This window comes from Alsobacter sp. SYSU BS001988 (assembly GCF_054796215.1).
Genome location: NZ_JBTAMK010000002.1, coordinates 582,252 through 596,563, shown reverse-complemented (window position 1 = coordinate 596,563; position 14,312 = coordinate 582,252). Strand labels below are relative to the sequence as shown.

The window sequence follows — 14,312 nt, the reverse complement described above, 5'->3', positions numbered from 1 at the left end:
TCCGATCGGCGCGCCATGCGCTTTCCGGGTAGGAAAAGGCGAATTTTCTGATAAACGATATCCATCACCGCGAGCGAATCGCCCTCGGTGACAGCACTGGCGTGGGCGGCTCGCCTCTCCGAGCTGTCCCACCCGCATCTCTGAGAAACAGGTCGTCAGCACACGCCATGATCCGTGTCGCTGATCGTTGGCTGCCAAGTCCGATGCGTTCTGTTCCAGCCCGGACCAGAACCGTCGCAGATTTCGCACGTCTGCTACGCGATTCCAGTTGACCACAAGCTCCGGACACGGCATTCACCGTCGGTACTGAAGGCGGCAGGTGGCGCACTATGGGCAAAGGTTGGGATCGCGGACCGAAGGGTGGTGGTTGGGGGCAGGAAGAATGGACGCCCGCGCGTCCCGCCCCCTCGGCACGTCCGGCTCCGGCGAGGGCGGTGTCTACGGGCCCTGAGTCCGAGGCACGCGTGAAGTGGTTCAATGGCGAAAAGGGTTTCGGCTTCGTCGAGCTGACGGATGGTTCGGGTGAAGCTTTCCTTCACATCCGCGCCGTCGAGGCCGCCGGACATACCGAGTTGCAGCCCGGCACGACCCTGCAGGTGCGGGTCGGTCAGGGCCAGAAGGGTCCGCAGGTCACCGAGGTTCTGTCGGTGGACGCGAGCACCGCGACGCCCCAGGCGCCCCGCGGCCCCCGTCCGGGCGGCTTCGGCGCCGGCCCTCGTCCGGCCGGAGGCGGCGGACGCTTCAACCGCGATTCCGGGCCGACCGAGCCCAAGAGCGGCGTCGTCAAGTGGTACTCGCGGGAGCGCGGCTTCGGTTTCGTGACCCCCGATGACGGCGGACCCGAGATTTTCGTGCACGCCACCGCGCTGGAGCGGGCGGGCATGCGCGAGATCGACGTCGGCCAGCGTCTGCAGCTCGACGTTCGCCAGGGCCAGAAGGGTCCCGAGGCCGCGTCGGTCCGCACGGACGACTGAACCCGACCAGAAGAAGTTTCAGGAAGGCGCGCCGGTCCAAGGCGCGCCTTTCGTCGTTTGGCGCCTGTGGGCCGGATAGGGCTGGCGGGAACTGAAGCGCCGCGGCGCCATTGACTCCCATCGCCAGGACGGGAGGACACCATGGCCACCGACAAGAAGACCGACCGACAGCCTGAATCCCTGCGCACCTTCGAGGCGGCGGGCCGCTCCGGCGGCGAGAAGCCGGCCGACCAGGGCCTGGAGGCCCGCCCAGACACCGCGCCGCTGCCCGACAGCAACGAGCGCAAGGCCGAAACCGCCACGCGAGTTCTTCAGGCCGGCGTCGACAAGGATCCCAAGGCCGCCACCAAGGCCGTGCAGGACAACAAGGACCCGCGGCTGCCGAGCTGAGCCGGCGCCGCCGGGGCGTCCGTTCGGGACCGCCTATCGCATGTCGGCCGCGTTCGCGCGGCCGGCCCTGACGTTTTCCTCGACGGCGCGCCAGCGCTCGCGAATCTTCTGCTCCCAGATCTCGCCGCGCGACGAGCGCTCCGCTTCCTCGATCATGATCTGCAACTCGACCAGCATGTAGCGCAGGTCGGGATCGATCGCGCCCTGCTCCATGGTGGCCAGAATGATCTTGAGCACGCCCAGATCGAGGGGGCTCGGGAGGAAGTCGGTTGGCCGTTCGGTCATTGGGCAGGCCCCATGGCGCGGGTCAATCCGCTCTCCACCAGTTCCTGCCACGCCTTGGGGTGAGGCGCTACGGTCAAGCCGGACAGTTCGTAGCGAACTGCGCCGGCCGAATGGGGCGACGCGTGGTTCGCGGCCTCCATCAGCGCAAGCAGGGTGTCGATGCGCTCGAACTGGAAGACCATGTAATGCGGATAGCCCTTGATCCGCACGTTCCAAACAGCTTCCGAGGCGTCATAGGCGACAATCAGGACAAGGGGCGGCATCGATGTCGCTCCATGCAAGGTTCAAAGGATAGTACAAATATCGAGGCCCCTCCCGGGGCGTCCGGAAGGGGCCTTTCTCGGTCGCCACAGTGGCCGACCGTGTTTCCTTCTCTGTCGCTGCGTCGATTAACGTCCGGTACTGTCCGACGTTCCGATACGTACACAGGAAATATAACGTTCCCCCATGTGGCGTGATTCTTGATCGACCCCTTCGATACGATTGATGGATCCGGCCCGTCGTGGAACCATCGCATGTCGACGGAACGTCCGATCACCGGAACAGGAAGGCCAGGAACGGGGGCGGCCTGAAGCCCGGCCTCCTGACCTGGGCGACCCTGGCGCGCCTGGTGCGCCGCTCGACGGTCCTGGATTTCCCAACCTTGCGGACGCCGCCCGAAACGGCCGCGACGGCCGCCGCGGCGGCGGGGGCCGGAGTGGGAGCCAGGATGGACGGCGGCGGCCCGGCCGCGTCCTCCGGAGTCGCCGGACCAAGCTCGGTCTGCGCCGCCGCTGCGGCAGGCAAGCTCGCGAGCTCAGGGGACGCCTTCGCCTCCACGGCCGGCCTGAAGCCCGGCTTCGCCGCGCCAGGCGGCGCCGGGCCGAAAGGAGAGGCGAGCACGACCCGCACGTCTCGGCCGGCGGGGGCGGTCTCAACCAGCGCGCCGGCGTCGTCCGGTACGGCGCGGCCGCCCATTGCGGGCGCCACCTTGTGGCCCACCGAAATGTCGGGTCCTGAAAAGGCGAGGCCGACGCAGGACAGCGCCACCAGGGCCCCGGCGGAGATCGCCGCGAAAGCTGGAGCGTGGTGCGACGGAACGGGGATCGTCATGCAGGCCCCCAAACGCCGGCCCGCACGAGCCGGGCGCCATTGGCGTCACGGCCCGGCCGGATGAGCGGCCGGGCCTGTCTCAAAACGGGTTGCGACTCCGACCTCAGCAGGTCGACTTGGTTTTCTTGACGGTGTCGCCCATCTCGTTGGTCTTCTTCACCGTCTTGGTCTTGCAGTCGCTGAGGGAGCCGGTGTGAACCTCCACCTTGCGGCGAACGGCGACGTCGGAGTCCGTGTCGCGCTTGATCACGGTCTTTTTGCTGCCCAGCATGCCTTCCTTGTGGATCACGGTGGTGTCCTGGGCGTAGGCGGTCGAGGCGGCCAGGGTGGCCGCGATGGCGAGAGCAAAGATCTTCATGATGGTGTCCTCCTTCATGGCGATGGCTGCATAACGCGAGCATAATCAGGTCCGTTCCAAGTTCTTTTGAGCCGTGGATGGCGTGGCGACTGATCGGCGGCCAGTCCTCGCGGCGATGGACATTCCGCATCGCCCTGCGCCGATCGAGTACGGTTCAGCGGAGACCGGGAACACTCCTTGGCGGACGACGTTTTCCGCCGACAGGAGACGATCATGGGCCTTCGAGACAGCGATCCACGTCGCAGCATGCATTCGGGAATGAAGTGGGCCGTCGGCCTCGCCGTGCTGGTGGCCGCGATCGCCATTGCGGCGGTCACCCCGCAGATGTTCGGCCACGCCCCGAAGGCGCCGCCGAACGCCACCCGCTACCCGGTGGGCCAGAACCCCAACGCCGATATCCCCAAGCCGTCCAACGCTCCGGGCTCGGCCAGCGCGCCGGGGTCGGAAACATCGCCGGCGGCGCCGGCTGCGCCGCGCTAGTCCGCGTCGGCGCAGCGCCGAGCACCGGGCGCAACAGGTTACGAAAGGGTAACTTGGTCGGCCTAAGCCGTATGGTACCGTCCAGGCGGTCACGAAAGTGGCGATTGCTTCAACTTCAAAAAGCCTGGCGAAAGCCGGGCTTTTTCTTTGCGCGCACCTGAAGAGTGCGGAAATCATCTCGCAACCATGGGTCGAGCGGGCCCCGCCGCCGGCCGGACGCGCCGCCGCTGGCCTCCGGTCGCGAAGGCGGCGCTCCGGGCCTGCTCTGGACCTGCGGCCCAGCCTCCTCCATCGTCAGAGACCTGGGCAGGTCCGGAGACGCACATGACCGATCGCGCGGCGCTGCTTCATCGCATGATCCGGCAGGGCAGGGGCGAGGCGCAGGCCGACCTCGTCGTCAAGGGCGGCCGCGTCCTCGATCTGGTGACGGGCGACCTTGCGGCGGGCGACGTCGCCGTCTGCGGCGACCGGATCGTCGGCGTGGGTGGAGACTATGTGGGCGCCCGGCAGGTGGATGCGCGGGGGCGCATCGTCGTTCCGGGCTTCATCGACACCCACCTGCACGTGGAATCGTCGCTGGTGACGCCGGGCGAGTTCGACCGCTGCGTGCTGCGCCACGGCGTCACGACCGCCATCTGCGACCCGCACGAGATCGCCAATGTGCTGGGCGCCGAGGGGCTGCGCTATTTCCTCGACTGGTCCGCCGAAACGATCATGGACCTGCGGGTGAATCTCTCCAGCTGCGTTCCGGCCACCCATCTGGAGACCTCCGGGGCGCGGCTGGAGGCGGCGGACCTGCTGCCCTTCAAGAACCATCCCAAGGTCATCGGCCTCGCCGAGTTCATGAACTTCCCGGGCGTCATCCATGGCGACCCGGCCTGCCTCGCCAAGCTGGCGGACTTCCAGGACCGCCACATCGACGGGCATGCGCCGCTGGTGACGGGGCGCGACCTCGACGCCTATTGCGCCGCCGGCATCCAGACCGACCACGAGGCGACCACCGCCGCAGAGGCCCGCGAAAAGCTGTCCAAGGGCATGACCGTGCTGGTGCGCGAGGGCTCGGTGTCGAAGGACCTGCATGCGCTGGCGCCGCTGATCACGGCCGATCTCGCCCCCTTCATGGCGTTCTGCACGGACGACCGCAATCCGCTCGACATCGCCGAGGAGGGGCATCTCGACTACCTGATCCGGACCGCCATCGGGCTCGGGGCGCGCCCGCTCGACGCCTACCGGATGGCCTCGATCTCCGCCGCCCGCGCCTTCGGCCTGCGCGACCGCGGCCTGGTCGCGCCCGGATGGCGCGCCGACATGGCGCTGCTGGACGACCTGGAGCGATGCGTCGTCTCCGGGGTGATCAGCGCGGGCCGGCTCGTCGGGGACGACCTGTTCGCCGCGCGCCGCAGCGTCGCGCCGGTGGGGCGCCACAGCGTCAAGGCGCGCCGGGTCGAGTCGGCCGATTTCGCCTGTCCGGGGCCCGGCCCCACGACGCTTGTGATCGGCGTCATCCCGGGCAAGATCATCACCGAGCGCCTCACGCTGACGCTGCCCTATCGCAATGGCGAGCGCCGGATCGACCTCGACCAGGACGCCGTGAAGGTCGCCGTGGTGGAGCGGCACGGGCTGAGCATGGCCGGCTCGGGCATCGGGCGCGGCTTCGTGAAGGGGTTCGGCATGACGCGGGGGGCGATCGCGTCCTCGGTCGGGCACGACAGCCACAATATCTGCGTCGTGGGCGCGGACGAGGCCGACATGGCGGTGGCGGTCAACCGCCTCGGCGCCATCGAAGGCGGCTTCGTGGTGGCCGAGGGAGGACGCGTCACCGCCGAACTCGCCCTGCCGGTGGCGGGGCTGATGAGCCTGCTCTCCTTCGAGGAGGTGCGCGACGCCCTGATCCCGCTGCGGGCGGCGGCGAAGTCGCTCGGCGTCGTGCTGGCCGAGCCCTTCCTGCAGGTCGCCTTCCTGCCTTTGCCGGTGATCCCGCATCTCAAGATCAGCGACAAGGGCCTCGTCGACGTGGACCGCTTCGAACTCGCCGAATAGGCGAGCGAAGCTCCGCTCAGCCGTCGCGGCGGCGTCTACGCCGGCCGCCGTCCTCGCCCGCGCCGGCGGCCTTCGGCTCCGGGAACCGGACGACGCGGCTCAGCTGCGTGAAGGGGTCGACCTTGTTGGGGATCGCCATCGCGTCGACGAAATGCGCCTGGAAGGCCGGCTCCAGCGCCGTCTCGATCTTCTCGATGCGCTGGACGACGCCCTCGATCTCCGCGCGCGACCGGGCGTTCAGCAGCGCGATGCGGGCGCCGGTCCCGGCGGCGTTGCCGGCGGAGGCCACCTTGGCGAGGTCGCAGTCCGGGATCAGGCCCAGCACCATCGCGTAGGTGACGTCGATATGGCTGCCGAAGGCGCCGGCGAGCGTGACGCGCTCCACGGCGGTCACGCCGTAGCGGTCCATCAGCAGCTTGATGCCGGCGTAGAGCGCCGCCTTGGCGAGCTGGATGGCCCGCACGTCGTTCTGCGTGATGGCGAGGCGCGGCTCGCCCTCGCGCAGCAGGTAGGAGAAGGTGCGGCCATGGGCCTCGATGCGGGGCGAGCGGGCCGCCATGGCCCCGTCCACTACGCCGTCCTGGGTGATGATCCCGGCCAGCCACATTTCGGCGATGATCTCGATGATGCCCGAGCCGCAGACGCCCGTGACGCCGGTCTGGCTCGTCGCCTCGTCAAAGCCCGGCTCGTCGGACCACAGGTCGCAGCCGATCACCTTGTAGCGCGGCTCCAGCGTCTCGCGGTCGATGCGCACGCGCTCGATGGCGCCCGGCGCGGCGCGCTGGCCGCAGGAGATCTGCGCGCCCTCGAAGGCCGGGCCGGTGGGGGACGAGCAGGCGAGCAGGCGCTCGCGGTTGCCCAGCACGATCTCTGCGTTGGTGCCGACGTCGACCAGCAGCGTGAGCTCGTCCTTCAGGTACGGGCCTTCGGACAGCACCACGCCGGCCGTATCGGCGCCGACATGCCCGGCGATGCAGGGCAGCGCGTGGACATGGCCGCCGGGCGCGATCCTGACGCCGAGATTGACCGCGGGGGTCTCGTAGGCGCCGTCGATGGTGAGCGCGAAGGGCGCGCCGCCGAGTTCGACCGGGTCAAGGCCCAGCACGAGGTGATGCATGATGGGGTTGCCCACCAGCGTCATCTCCAGCACGTCGCCGCGCTCGATGCCGGCCTCGCGGGCGACCTCGCCGACGAGGCTGTCGAGCGCCTCGCGGACGGACTGCGTCAGCTCCCGGTCGCCGCCCGGGTTCATCATGATGTAGGAGACCCGGCTCATCAGGTCCTCGCCGAAGCGGATCTGCGGGTTCATGAGCCCGGCCGAGGCCACGACTTCCCCAGTGATCAGGTCTGTCAGGTGGGCCGCGATGGTGGTGGAGCCGACATCGACGGCGAGACCATGGGCGGCCTCCCGCAGGCCTGGCCAAAGCGCGACGAGTTCGCCGCCGCGCCGGATCGCGGCCGTGACCTTCCAGGCGCCGGCGCGCAGCGTCTTCTGCAGGCCGGCCAGCACCGGCAGCCCGGCGGTGACGCCCTCTACGCTCCATTGTTCGGCCAGCGCCGCCTGCAGGCGCCGGAAGTCGCTGGCCGGATCGTGCATGTCGGGCTCGGCGACCTCGACGTAATAGAGGCGCACGACCGGGTCGATCTCGATGGGGTGGGCCTCGGCCCGCTTGCGCACCACCTGGCGATGCACCTGGGAGTCCGGCGGCACGTCGATCACCAGGTCGCCGCAAAGCCGCGCTTGGCAGCCGAGCCGGCGGCCATGCGCCAGCGCCCCGCGCTTGGAGACGTAACGCTCCTCGACCGCGTTCCAGGCCGTGACGTGATCCTGGCGGGACTCGACCCCATGCTTGGCGAAGGAGCCCTCGGCCACCTGGACCTGACAGCGCCCGCATATGCCGCGCCCGCCGCAGACCGAGTCCAGGTCCACGCCCAACTTGCGCGCGGCCTCCAGCACGCTCGCGCCCTCGGCGAAGCGCCCGCGCTTGCCGGAGGGGGTGAAGACGACGAGATGGTCGGGGGCGTCGGTCACGTGTGTCCTCTTCATGGCCACCTGCTCCCCTGAAGGAGAATCGTGGCGGCTGAACCTCGCCGCCGTCATCCCCGGCGACCTGCGCAGCAGGTCGGGAAGGGGATCCAGAACAACGCCAGACGCCAGACTGGATCCTCTTCCCGGCGCTGCGCGCCTCCGGGGATGACGGAGAGGCGGGGTTAGGCCTGCTCGCGCGCTCTCCGCCGGCCTTCGCGGCGACGGCCGCCCTCGCCGGCGGCGCCCTCCGGAGCCGGTTCGCGGAACTTGCGGATCCAGGCGCCGCAATTGGGGTCGGCCCCCATTACGACGTCCGCGCCCAGGATGGCCTGGATGTCCTCCAGATGCAGCGGGTTCATGATCGCCGACGTCATGCCGGCGCCGATCATCATCGGCAGGAAGGAGGCGTTGAGGCCGCGCCGGTTGGGCAGGCCGAAGGAGAAGTTGGAGGCGCCGCAGGTGGTGTTGACCTTCAGCTCCTCGCGCAGGCGGCGCAGAAGGTGAATGAGCTTGCGGCCGGCGTCGTTGATCGCTCCCACGGGCATGACGAGGGGGTCGACGACGATGTCCTCGCGGGGGATGCCGTGGTCGGCGGCGCGCTCGACGATGCGCTTGGCGACGGCGAACCGCACATCCGGGTCCTCGGAGATGCCGGTCTCGTCGTTGGAGATGGCCACCACGGCGGCGTTGTACTTCTTCACCAGCGGCAGCACCTGCTCGAGGCGCTCCTCCTCGCCGGTGACCGAGTTCACCAGCGGCTTGCCCTTGTAGACCGCGAGGCCGGCCTCGAGCGCCGCGACGATCGAAGAGTCGATGGAGAGCGGCACGTCCACGGTGCTCTGCACCAGCTGGATGCATTCGGCGAGGATCTTGGGTTCGTCGACCAGCGGGATGCCGGCGTTCACGTCCAGCATCTGGGCGCCCGCCTCGACCTGCGCGATCGCGTCGGCCACGACGCGGCTGTAGTCGCCGGCCGCCATCTCGGCCGCCAGGAGCTTGCGGCCCGTGGGGTTGATGCGCTCTCCGATCATGACGAAACGATGCTCGAACCCGATCACCACCTTCTTCCGGTCCGAGGTGATCACAGTCTCCGTCATGTCGGTCCTCCATCAGGGGCGTCAGCCGCCTCTCGGGCGGCGCGTAGATAGCACAGCTCGTTCGCTATGAAAAACATAGCGTTTGTTTTGTCACTCCGCAGGCCTCAGGCGCCGAGGCTCTCGACCGCCTGCAGGCTCGGCTGGAAATCGCGACGCCACGGGGTGCGGCCGCGCAGCACCCCGGACTCGTGCACGATCTCCGAGACATACTCCTCCTGCCGGTAGGCCATGACGTGCACCCCGGAGACGCCGGGGATCTCGCGGATCCGCTGGATCATCTCGATGCAGATCCGCTTGCCCTCGGCCTTCTGGTTCTGCGCGCCCTCGAGGCGCTCGATCACATGATCGGGGATGTGCACCCCCGCCACATTGGCCCGCATCCACCGCGCCGTGCGGGCGGACGCGAGCGGCCCGACGCCGACCAGGATGAAGCACCGCCGGTCCAGCCCCATGTCGCGGACGCTTTGCATGAAGCGCTCCAGCAGGGGTAGGTCGAAGCAGTACTGGGTCTGGCAGAACTGCGCGCCCGCGGCGATCTTCTTGGCGAGGCGGATCGGCCGAAAGTCATAGGGCGGCGCGAAGGGGTTCTCGGCCGCGCCGAGGAACAGGTCCGGGGCGCTCGTGAGCTTGCGCCCGGACAGGAAGCGCTTCTCCTCCCGCATGGTGCGGATCACCGACAGAAGCGAGGTGGAGTCGAGGTCGAAAACGGGCTTGGCCTCGGGATGGTCGCCGCACTGCACGCCGTCGCCGGTCAGGCAGAGCACGTTGCAGACGCCCAGCGCCGCCGCGCCGAGCACGTTGCCCTGAATGGCGATGCGGTTGTAGTCGCGGCAGGAGATCTGCATGATCGGCGAGTAGCCGATGCGGGTCAGGAGCGCGCAGATCGCCACGCTCGACATGTGGCAATGGGCGCCGGAGCCGTCGGTGGCGTTGATGCCGTCGACCCAGCCCTCGAAGATGTGGGCGCGGTGATAGACCTCCTCCGGATCGGCGGAGTCGGGCGGGTTCAGCTCCGCCGTGACGGCGAACTCGCCGCGGCGCAGCACCCGCTCGAGCCGCCCGCGGGAGGAGTGGCCCGGGAGGGGCGGGAGCGGGGCGTGCGGCTCCGGGCCGATGTCGTCGGGGTGCGGCGCCATCCGGGCGTCTCCGTCCAGGGTCATGGCCGGCTCAATGCGCCGAGGGCGCGGCCGGCGCCGCGCCGTTCGTCTCGCGCGCGACCCGCAGCCAGGAGGATTCACCCTTGCGGCGGTGGTCAATGGGGGGCTGGGGCGCGGCGATGGCGTCGCCCCCGCGCATGAGGCGGCTGCCCTCCCAGGCCTTCACCCACACGCAGGGCATGTCTGGATAGACCTCGCATCCCCCGTCCTGGCGCACGCCGCCGCAGGGGCCATTGCGCAGGTTCTTGGGGCAGTTCATCGGGCAGGACATGCCGGTCGAGGACAGGACGCACTGGCCGCACATGCGGCAGTCGAAGAGCGCCCCCTTGACGGCGCGCTCCACCGCGGCGGCCGGGCGCTCCAGGCGGTCGTAGCCGATCCACGCGAAAGCCGGATGCAGCCGCGTCAGGAGCGGCTCGAAGGCTCCGTAGAGCGTCTCCATCAGCCGGGCGTGGCGGATGGAGAAGAAGCGCAGGCGGCGCTCGCCCCGAGGGGGCGCCTTGCCGGGCGGTTCGAAGGCGGCGGGGGTCAGCATCGCGTCTCTCACGGGCCGGGATCGCTCGCGCAGTTGAGCCGATCCGGCCGCCGGAGCCGACGCTCCATGCGCTGGAAAATGCTCTAGGCGCGACCTTGGTTGTCGATCAGCATCTTGAGAGCGGCCTTGTCGTATTCGGCTTCCAGCCGCTCGGCGGCCGCGGCCGCCTCGGCCTCCAGATCGGCGCCGCATTCGACCGGGTCGCCCTTGCGCCAGTCGGCCAGGTAGTCGTCCGTGGCGGCGGCTCCGGAGCGCATCGCCGCCATGTCGACGGCCTCGATGAAGCGCTTCGACAACTCGCGCTTGGCCGCCGTGCGGCCCGCCTTGGCGATCACCTGCGTGGGGATGTCGCGCCAGTAGAGGATGGTGAGCTGGGGCATGAATATCCTCGTTCAATGACCAAAACAGCGCCACAAAACCCCTCGTCCTCCGAGACGCACAGCTGCGCCGGGCTCCTCAGGATGAGGGGGCTGGTCGTATGACGTCAGCGTTTTCGGGCGTCACGAACGCGGCGATCCCGCCCAAACCCGTCAGCCGCGTCTCATACGCCAGGCCCAGCCGCTGCGCCGCCGCTCGCGCCTTGGCGTCGAGCGCCGGGTCCTCGACCTGCGCCAGGTACACCACGCGCGTGTAGTTGCCGAAGTAAGTCGGCAGCAATTGCGGGAAGCGATCGAGGCCGAGCCCCTTGACGATGAGCCGGTCGAAGTGGCGGACGAGGTAGTCGGTGAGAAAGAACGTCGCCGGATCGGCGTCCGTCAGCGCCGCGAAATCCGGCGCGCCCATGAAGAACTCGTAGCAATGCGCGCCCTCGATGCGGGCGACGCCCTCCTCGGCCAGCACCTCGTCCAGCAGGCCGCCGGTGCCGCAATCGCCGTAGAGGCAGAGGATCTCGTCGTAGCGCCCGCGCGCCGCCCGGATCTTGCGGCGCACCTCGGCGGGGATCTTCTCCGGCCGGTTGTGCAGGATGGCGGGCAGGCAGGTCACGTCGAGATGGGTCAGCCGGTTCGCCTCGACCACGGCCAGAAGCTCGCGCGCCAGCGCCCCGCAGGCGATCACCAGGGTGCGGGGCGGAGCGGGCGTCGCGACGCCTCCTTCCTGATCAGCTCCCATGGTTTCCAGGCGATCGTTCAAGATGCTGCCTCTCGCCGTCATCCCCGGCCGGAGCGGCGCAGCCGCGGAGGGAAAGGGGATCCAGACCCTGTCGGCGCCGTCCCGCTGGATCCCGTTCCCGCGCCTGCGGCGCGCCGGGGATGACAGCGGGGAGAGTGACGCCTCAAGCCGTCTTCGACTGCACCGAGCCCTGGCGCTTGGCCATGAAGCTCTTGGCGGTCTCCACCGCCACGGCGGCGTCGCGGCAATAGGCGTCGGCTCCGATGGCGTTGGCGAAGGTCTCGTTCAGCGGGGCGCCTCCGACCAGCACCACATAGTCGTTGCGCATGCCCTTCTCGCTCAGCGTGTCGATGACGACCTTCATGTAGGGCATGGTGGTGGTGAGCAGCGCCGACATGCCCAGGATGTCGGGCTGGTGGGTCGCGATCGCCTCCAGATAGTTCTCGACAGGGTTGTTGATGCCCAGGTCGATGACCTCGAAGCCGGCGCCCTCCATCATCATGCAGACGAGGTTTTTGCCGATGTCGTGGATGTCGCCCTTGACGGTGCCGATCACCATCTTGCCGATCTTGGGCGCGCCGGTCTCCACCAGCAGAGGCCGCAGGATGAACATGCCGGCCTTCATGGCGTTGGCGGACATCAGCACTTCCGGCACGAACAGGATGCCGTCGCGGAAATCGTTGCCGACGATCCGCATGCCCTCCACCAGCGCCTGCGTGAGCAGGTCGTAAGGCGTCCAGCCGCGCGACAGGAGGATCCGGACGCCTTCCTCGATCTCTTCCTTAAGGCCGTCGTAGAGATCGTCGTGCATCTGCTCGACGAGTTCGTCGTCCGACAGGGAATTGAGGTCGAGATCGTCTCCGGCCATCAGGCTCATCTCCGGACAGGCGCCCGCAAGGGCGGCGGGCGATGGTGTCAGCTTGTCGGCGTTCCCTATAACGCATTGTCGCCCGCAAGACATCCGATGACATGGCGGCGACATGGTCGTGAATTCGTCCGCCTGAAGCGGGCGCTCGCGCGGCCGCGCCGCGGGGGCGTGCGGGCTCGGCGTCGAGGCTGGGCCAGTGCATGTCGGCTTCAGGGCAAGCGGCCGCCCAGCCTTGGTCGAGACTGACTTTCGTCAACCCCGCCGCGCCGGTTCCGCCGACCGCCCCCGCCAGACCGCCCCGCCAGGAGACGCCAGTGTCGGACGCCGCAAGCGAGACCAGGGGACGGCGGCGCAGGGGGCGCGGGGAGGGCGGCGGCGACGGGGACCCCGCCGCGGCCGCAGGCGTTCGCCCGCAACCCCGGCTCCCCTTCGCGCCCACGCCGGCCGTCTCGGCCGACGAACTGGAGGCCATCCACGAGGCCTCCCTGACCATCCTGGAAGAGATCGGGATGGACTTCCTGCACGAAGGCGCCCGGCGCATCCTGCGCGAGGCGGGCGCGGAGGTCGATCCGTCGTCGCAGCGGGTGCGTTTCCCGCGCGCGCTGGTGGAGGCCCAGATCGGGCTCGCGCCCCGCGTGTTCACCCTGCATGCCCGCAACCCGGCCCGCAGCGTGACGCTGGGCGGCGACGCCCTGGCCTTCTGCTCGGTCGCGAGCGCGCCGAACGCGGCCGACCGCGACGGCGGGCGCCGGCCCGGCTGCCGCGCCGATTTCCAGAATTTTCTGAAGCTCGGGCAGGGGCTCGACGCCGTCCACCTGTGGGGCGGCTATCCGGTGGAGCCCGCGGACATCCACGCGTCGGTGCGCCACCTCGACGCGCTCTACGACATGCTGACCCTGTCGGACAAACCGATCCATGCCTACTCGCTGGGACGCGAGCGCAATCTCGACGCGATCGAGATGATCCGCATCGCGCGCGGGATCGACGACGCGACGCTGGAGCGCGAGCCCTCCGTCTTCACCATCATCAACTCGTCCTCGCCGCTGCGGCTCGACGGGCCGATGCTGGAGGGCGTGATCCAGATGGCGAAGCGCAACCAGGTGGTGGTGCTGACGCCGTTCACCCTGGCCGGCGCCATGGCGCCGGTCACCCTGGCGGGGGCGGTGGCGCAGCAGAACGCCGAGGCGCTGGCCGGCCTCACGCTGTGCCAGATCGTCCGGCCCGGCGCGCCCTTCGTGTATGGCGGGTTCACCTCCAATGTGGACATGAAGTCCGGCGCGCCCGCCTTCGGCACGCCCGAATACATGAAAGCGGCGCTGCTCGGCGGACAGCTGGCGCGGCGCTACGGGCTGCCTTACCGCTCTTCCAACGCCAATGCGGCCAACACGCTCGACGCCCAGGCGGCCTATGAGAGCGTGTTCTCGCTGTGGGGCGCGATCATGGGCGGAACCAACCTGCTCATGCACGGCGCGGGCTGGATGGAGGGGGGCCTGCAGGCCTGCTTCGAGAAGATGGTGCTGGACGCCGACCTGCTCGACATGGTGTCGGAGTTCCTGCGTCCCGTGCGGGTGAACGAGGACGAACTCGCGCTTTCGGCGATGCGAGAGGTCGGGCCGGGCGGCCACTTCTTCGGCTGCGCCCACACCCAGGCGCGTTATCGCACCGCCTTCTTCGCCCCGATGATCTCCGACTGGCGCAATTATGAGAGCTGGCGGGAGGCCGGCTCGCCGACCGCCTACGACACCGCCAACCGGCTCTACAAGCAGCGCCTGGCGAACTACCATGAGCCGGCCTTTGATCCCGCCGTCAGGGAAGAGCTCGAAGCCTTCGTCGCCCGCCGCAAGGCCGAGGGCGGCGCGCCGACGGATTATTGAGGGCCATGATCATGGGTCCGTTC

General features: G+C 69.3%; 16 protein-coding genes. 5 read left to right on the top strand and 11 right to left on the bottom strand.

The features are described 5' to 3' along the window. Window positions 1-464: 464 nt before the first annotated feature. Both ACYVO7_RS06855 and ACYVO7_RS06850 read left to right on the top strand, forming a co-directional pair. Entirely contained in the window at window positions 465-974 is a 510-nt protein-coding gene (locus ACYVO7_RS06855; RefSeq protein ID WP_460449069.1) for a cold-shock protein, read from the top strand. Between the two features lie 141 nt (window positions 975-1,115). Then, a complete protein-coding gene (locus tag ACYVO7_RS06850) occupies window positions 1,116-1,364 on the top strand; it encodes a hypothetical protein (RefSeq protein ID WP_460449068.1) in 249 nt (82 codons plus the stop codon). A gap of 33 nt (window positions 1,365-1,397) precedes the next feature. Here ACYVO7_RS06850 and ACYVO7_RS06845 read toward each other — a convergent pair whose 3' ends face one another. From ACYVO7_RS06845 to ACYVO7_RS06830, 4 genes are all read right to left on the bottom strand, one after another. After that, window positions 1,398-1,649 (bottom strand): hypothetical protein, encoded by a 252-nt coding sequence (locus ACYVO7_RS06845; RefSeq protein ID WP_460449067.1) that lies wholly within the window; start codon window positions 1,647-1,649, stop codon window positions 1,398-1,400. After that, entirely contained in the window at window positions 1,646-1,912 is a 267-nt protein-coding gene (locus ACYVO7_RS06840; RefSeq protein WP_460449066.1) for a hypothetical protein, read from the bottom strand. Before ACYVO7_RS06840 ends, ACYVO7_RS06845 begins: the two co-directional genes overlap by 4 nt. A gap of 271 nt (window positions 1,913-2,183) precedes the next feature. Further along, entirely contained in the window at window positions 2,184-2,741 is a 558-nt protein-coding gene (locus tag ACYVO7_RS06835; protein WP_460449065.1) for a hypothetical protein, read from the bottom strand. A gap of 103 nt (window positions 2,742-2,844) precedes the next feature. Next, window positions 2,845-3,099 (bottom strand): hypothetical protein, encoded by a 255-nt coding sequence (locus ACYVO7_RS06830; RefSeq protein WP_460449064.1) that lies wholly within the window; start codon window positions 3,097-3,099, stop codon window positions 2,845-2,847. Window positions 3,100-3,312: 213 nt separating this feature from the next. On the opposite strand from ACYVO7_RS06830, the gene ACYVO7_RS06825 reads away from it, so the two are divergent. Together ACYVO7_RS06825 and ade are read left to right on the top strand one after the other, a co-directional pair. Continuing rightward, window positions 3,313-3,579 carry a hypothetical protein gene (locus tag ACYVO7_RS06825; protein ID WP_460449063.1) on the top strand — a complete coding sequence of 89 codons (267 nt, stop codon included), beginning with the start codon at window positions 3,313-3,315 and terminating at the stop codon, window positions 3,577-3,579. 324 nt (window positions 3,580-3,903) lie between these two features. Further along, window positions 3,904-5,619: an adenine deaminase gene (gene ade, locus ACYVO7_RS06820; protein ID WP_460449062.1), complete on the top strand. Its 1,716-nt coding sequence runs from the start codon at window positions 3,904-3,906 to the stop codon at window positions 5,617-5,619. A 16-nt stretch (window positions 5,620-5,635) separates the two neighbouring features. Here the strand turns inward: ade and ACYVO7_RS06815 are convergent, their stop codons facing one another. The 7 genes from ACYVO7_RS06815 to ACYVO7_RS06785 form a co-directional block, all read right to left on the bottom strand. Further along, window positions 5,636-7,666: an ASKHA domain-containing protein gene (locus ACYVO7_RS06815; RefSeq protein WP_460449061.1), complete on the bottom strand. Its 2,031-nt coding sequence runs from the start codon at window positions 7,664-7,666 to the stop codon at window positions 5,636-5,638. Window positions 7,667-7,830: 164 nt separating this feature from the next. Then, entirely contained in the window at window positions 7,831-8,745 is a 915-nt protein-coding gene (locus ACYVO7_RS06810) for a dihydropteroate synthase (protein ID WP_460449060.1), read from the bottom strand. Window positions 8,746-8,849: 104 nt separating this feature from the next. Then, window positions 8,850-9,881: a methylenetetrahydrofolate reductase gene (locus tag ACYVO7_RS06805; protein WP_460449139.1), complete on the bottom strand. Its 1,032-nt coding sequence runs from the start codon at window positions 9,879-9,881 to the stop codon at window positions 8,850-8,852. A gap of 31 nt (window positions 9,882-9,912) precedes the next feature. Further along, window positions 9,913-10,437: a methylenetetrahydrofolate reductase C-terminal domain-containing protein gene (locus tag ACYVO7_RS06800; protein WP_460449059.1), complete on the bottom strand. Its 525-nt coding sequence runs from the start codon at window positions 10,435-10,437 to the stop codon at window positions 9,913-9,915. 83 nt (window positions 10,438-10,520) lie between these two features. After that, window positions 10,521-10,817, bottom strand: coding sequence for a virulence factor (locus ACYVO7_RS06795; protein ID WP_460449058.1), 297 nt, complete (start codon window positions 10,815-10,817; stop codon window positions 10,521-10,523). 76 nt (window positions 10,818-10,893) lie between these two features. Continuing rightward, entirely contained in the window at window positions 10,894-11,547 is a 654-nt protein-coding gene (locus ACYVO7_RS06790) for a DUF1638 domain-containing protein (RefSeq protein ID WP_460449057.1), read from the bottom strand. A gap of 163 nt (window positions 11,548-11,710) precedes the next feature. Continuing rightward, entirely contained in the window at window positions 11,711-12,415 is a 705-nt protein-coding gene (locus ACYVO7_RS06785; protein ID WP_460449056.1) for a corrinoid protein, read from the bottom strand. Window positions 12,416-12,729: 314 nt separating this feature from the next. Between ACYVO7_RS06785 and ACYVO7_RS06780 the strand changes: the two genes are divergently transcribed. Continuing rightward, window positions 12,730-14,289, top strand: coding sequence for a trimethylamine methyltransferase family protein (locus tag ACYVO7_RS06780; protein ID WP_460449055.1), 1,560 nt, complete (start codon window positions 12,730-12,732; stop codon window positions 14,287-14,289). Window positions 14,290-14,312: the final 23 nt, after the last annotated feature.

What these genes read in the sequence shown, in the direction of transcription:
- ACYVO7_RS06835 (WP_460449065.1), bottom strand. Translation starts at nt 2,741, where the DNA reads ATGACGATCCCCGTTCCGTCGCACCACGCTCCAGCTTTCGCGGCGATC.
- ACYVO7_RS06805 (WP_460449139.1), bottom strand. Translation starts at nt 9,881, where the DNA reads ATGGCGCCGCACCCCGACGACATCGGCCCGGAGCCGCACGCCCCGCTC.
- ACYVO7_RS06845 (WP_460449067.1), bottom strand. Translation starts at nt 1,649, where the DNA reads ATGACCGAACGGCCAACCGACTTCCTCCCGAGCCCCCTCGATCTGGGC.
- ACYVO7_RS06785 (WP_460449056.1), bottom strand. Translation starts at nt 12,415, where the DNA reads ATGGCCGGAGACGATCTCGACCTCAATTCCCTGTCGGACGACGAACTC.
- ACYVO7_RS06795 (WP_460449058.1), bottom strand. Translation starts at nt 10,817, where the DNA reads ATGCCCCAGCTCACCATCCTCTACTGGCGCGACATCCCCACGCAGGTG.
- ACYVO7_RS06790 (WP_460449057.1), bottom strand. Translation starts at nt 11,547, where the DNA reads ATGGGAGCTGATCAGGAAGGAGGCGTCGCGACGCCCGCTCCGCCCCGC.
- ACYVO7_RS06800 (WP_460449059.1), bottom strand. Translation starts at nt 10,437, where the DNA reads ATGCTGACCCCCGCCGCCTTCGAACCGCCCGGCAAGGCGCCCCCTCGG.
- ade (WP_460449062.1), top strand. Translation starts at nt 3,904, where the DNA reads ATGACCGATCGCGCGGCGCTGCTTCATCGCATGATCCGGCAGGGCAGG.
- ACYVO7_RS06810 (WP_460449060.1), bottom strand. Translation starts at nt 8,745, where the DNA reads ATGACGGAGACTGTGATCACCTCGGACCGGAAGAAGGTGGTGATCGGG.
- ACYVO7_RS06840 (WP_460449066.1), bottom strand. Translation starts at nt 1,912, where the DNA reads ATGCCGCCCCTTGTCCTGATTGTCGCCTATGACGCCTCGGAAGCTGTT.
- ACYVO7_RS06850 (WP_460449068.1), top strand. Translation starts at nt 1,116, where the DNA reads ATGGCCACCGACAAGAAGACCGACCGACAGCCTGAATCCCTGCGCACC.
- ACYVO7_RS06825 (WP_460449063.1), top strand. Translation starts at nt 3,313, where the DNA reads ATGGGCCTTCGAGACAGCGATCCACGTCGCAGCATGCATTCGGGAATG.
- ACYVO7_RS06815 (WP_460449061.1), bottom strand. Translation starts at nt 7,666, where the DNA reads ATGAAGAGGACACACGTGACCGACGCCCCCGACCATCTCGTCGTCTTC.
- ACYVO7_RS06830 (WP_460449064.1), bottom strand. Translation starts at nt 3,099, where the DNA reads ATGAAGATCTTTGCTCTCGCCATCGCGGCCACCCTGGCCGCCTCGACC.